Source organism: Streptomyces sp. NPDC008121 (genome assembly GCF_042957155.1).
GTDB lineage: Bacteria > Actinomycetota > Actinomycetes > Streptomycetales > Streptomycetaceae > Streptomyces.
Map to the genome: position 1 here is coordinate 1 of NZ_JBIBHT010000053.1, position 2,349 is coordinate 2,349.

At 67.4% G+C, this 2,349-nt stretch carries 2 protein-coding genes; one reads left to right on the forward strand and one right to left on the reverse strand.

Annotation, left to right across the window (positions count from 1 at the left end; translation table 11 throughout):
* Positions 1-798: 798 nt before the first annotated feature.
* On the forward strand, positions 799-1,545 hold the full coding sequence (locus ACFZBD_RS35140) for a hypothetical protein (protein ID WP_391147789.1): 747 nt from the start codon (positions 799-801) through the stop codon (positions 1,543-1,545).
* Between the two features lie 28 nt (positions 1,546-1,573).
* Here ACFZBD_RS35140 and ACFZBD_RS35145 read toward each other — a convergent pair.
* Positions 1,574-2,349 (reverse strand): hypothetical protein (locus ACFZBD_RS35145; protein ID WP_391147791.1); only part of this gene is annotated, 776 nt, incomplete at its 5' end.

Here is a 2,349-nt window from a genome sequence, read left to right on the forward strand (position 1 = left end):
GTTCGCCATGCTCCGCGACGGAACCTTCTACGAACCACGCATCCCCGAAGCAGCCATCGCATGACCAGCTCCGGCTTGACGAAGGACATAGAGGCCCCCCGCCAGGACGTCGCCCTGGCCCTTCGCGGCCACTGGCACACCGAAAGCAAGATCCAAGGACCGCCCTGCGCGGCACCCCCCTCAGCCGGTTCTGCACCACAGGGACCGCGGACGCGGGCGGGCACGCCCGGCTGCGGGCAGGTGCGGAAGGGGTCCTGGTAGAACCGTCCGTGCTGCATACCCGGCCCAGGGCTGACGGCGTCGGCCGGCAGCTCAGAAGCCTCCGGGAGGAGCAGACTGGCGGGCACGGGCGCGGAATAATGCGGTGAATCCCGTACCGGGTGCACAGCTTCCCGCTCGGCTGCCTGGAGTGCGCATGTGTGCACGTCAGGGCTGCGTGCCTTCTGGTGCCACAGCAGCGCAAGCTTGTCGGGCCCGGGGCGGTAGACCCGTCATGCCAGCAGCCGGCCGGCCGGGCAGTAGTCGGCCGGCCGGGCAGTAGCCGGCCGGCCGGCCGGCCGGGCAGGAAAGTCCGGCGCCGGGGAGGCCCTGGTGCAGGATGCCGCAGCGGGCCGGCAGGGCATTAGGTGATCACATCATCCTTCTGTCCTGCCCTGTTTCTTCTTTCCTGGAGCCGTTATGCCTTTCCCGGATGCCGTCTTTCCTGCTGCGGTGCACGGCAGCCGTGTGAGGACCGGGGGCTGGCTGCGGCGTACTGCTCTGGCGACAGCGGTGATGATGGCGGTTACCACGGTGCCCATGGTCACTGCAGGTGTGGCTTCTGCCGCCGCTGTTTCCGGCCCGGCGGGGGTGTCGGGTGCGGTGGCGTTGGGCGGCGGGGCTTCGGGCAGTATCAGTGAGCAGACGGGGGCGTTCACGACGGTGCTGCCGCTGGTGTCGCTGCCCGGCCGCGGGAGCATGGGGGTGGAGCTGGCGCTGTCGTATGGCCAGGGTGCGGCTGCGGCGGGGGCGGACCGGCACGGCCTGGGCCAGGGGATGGGTCTGGGGAAGGCGTTCATCGACCCGGACGGCGCGGGCACTCTGCACACCGCGTCCGGCGGGGGCAGTTACCGGATCGATCCCGGCGACACCACTGGCACCGGTCTGGAGCGGTATCTGCTCAGCGAACTGGCGCTGCGTGATGCGCCGGGGACGCTGCCGGCCCGGGAGGGCATGGACGGTGTGTCACGCGCGTACCGGTGGGTGCTCACCTACGCCGACGGGCGGAAGAGTTTCTTCTCTGCTGAGGGTGATCTGGTTGCTGAGCGGGATGTGTTCGGCCATGAGAGCGCGTATGTGTGGGAGGTCCGGGACGGGCAGCACCGCCTGGAGAAGGCCGTGGATGCTTACGGGCAGGCGGTCACCTTCGACTACGGCACCGAAAACCAGGTCACCGTCACCTCACCGGCGGTTCACCGAGCAGTACGGTTCGTCGAGGGGATCGGTGCCGTCAGGGATGAGGTGGTCGCCCCCGCCGGGCCCGCTGCAGCTCGGAATCCCTCCTGACTCCAGAGCCAGCAGCAGCCAGCTCCGTTCAGTTCTCCCCCAGGATTCCGGATGCAACAGGCGACTGGAGTATATGGCTATCTGCATATTTCTGGCCCTCCTTGATCTTCTCGGCCATCGCCCGTAGCGACCCGCTGCGAGTCTGCCTCATTTTGCGAAACGCTGCAGCCTTCACCGCTCCCATACCATGATAGAGATATGACAGAGCATCCCGCTGCAATTCCGCCGTGAACTTGTGTTCCGGCACATGTTCCTTGACATCCCCCCAAGATGCCAACGCCTCGCCATAGCTGCCCCGCCAAGCGGTTTCAGCGCGATTCAGACTCTTTTCAGAAGAATTTCCCTGGATTACCAGTTTTAGCTGGAAGGCTACTCGCTGTCCATCCTCGATGAACTTTCCGTTCTTGCGGTTAGCCCTCTCCAGGATTTCGTCCGACGCGGTGGCGGGCGCCTTCGGGACATCGGCGGCAGACGTCGTGCTGCCGCCTGCACTGTCCGGCCCTGGGGCAGTCTCGTTTACGGCCTCACCCGTCCCTTCTGCTGCTGCCTTTGGTCCCTTGCCGCGGGCGGCTTTGAAGGCTGTGACGACGCCGGTGCCTCCGAGGAGCAGGCCTGTGGCGCCGAGGGTGAGGGAGGCGATGTTGAGGGGGTCGTTGATCTGGGTGCGTCCGGTGGCCATGGCTGCGGTGTCGAGGGCGGTGGAGGCGAAGTCGAGGGCTGCGCCGATGAGGGCGATGGCGAGGGGGGTGCCGGCGCCTGCGGTGGCGACGGTGATGGCGGTGGTGATGACGGCGGCGGCGAGGG

Excerpts from the sequence above, each read along its gene's own strand:
- ACFZBD_RS35140 (WP_391147789.1), top strand. The coding sequence starts at position 799 with ATGGTCACTGCAGGTGTGGCTTCTGCCGCCGCTGTTTCCGGCCCGGCG.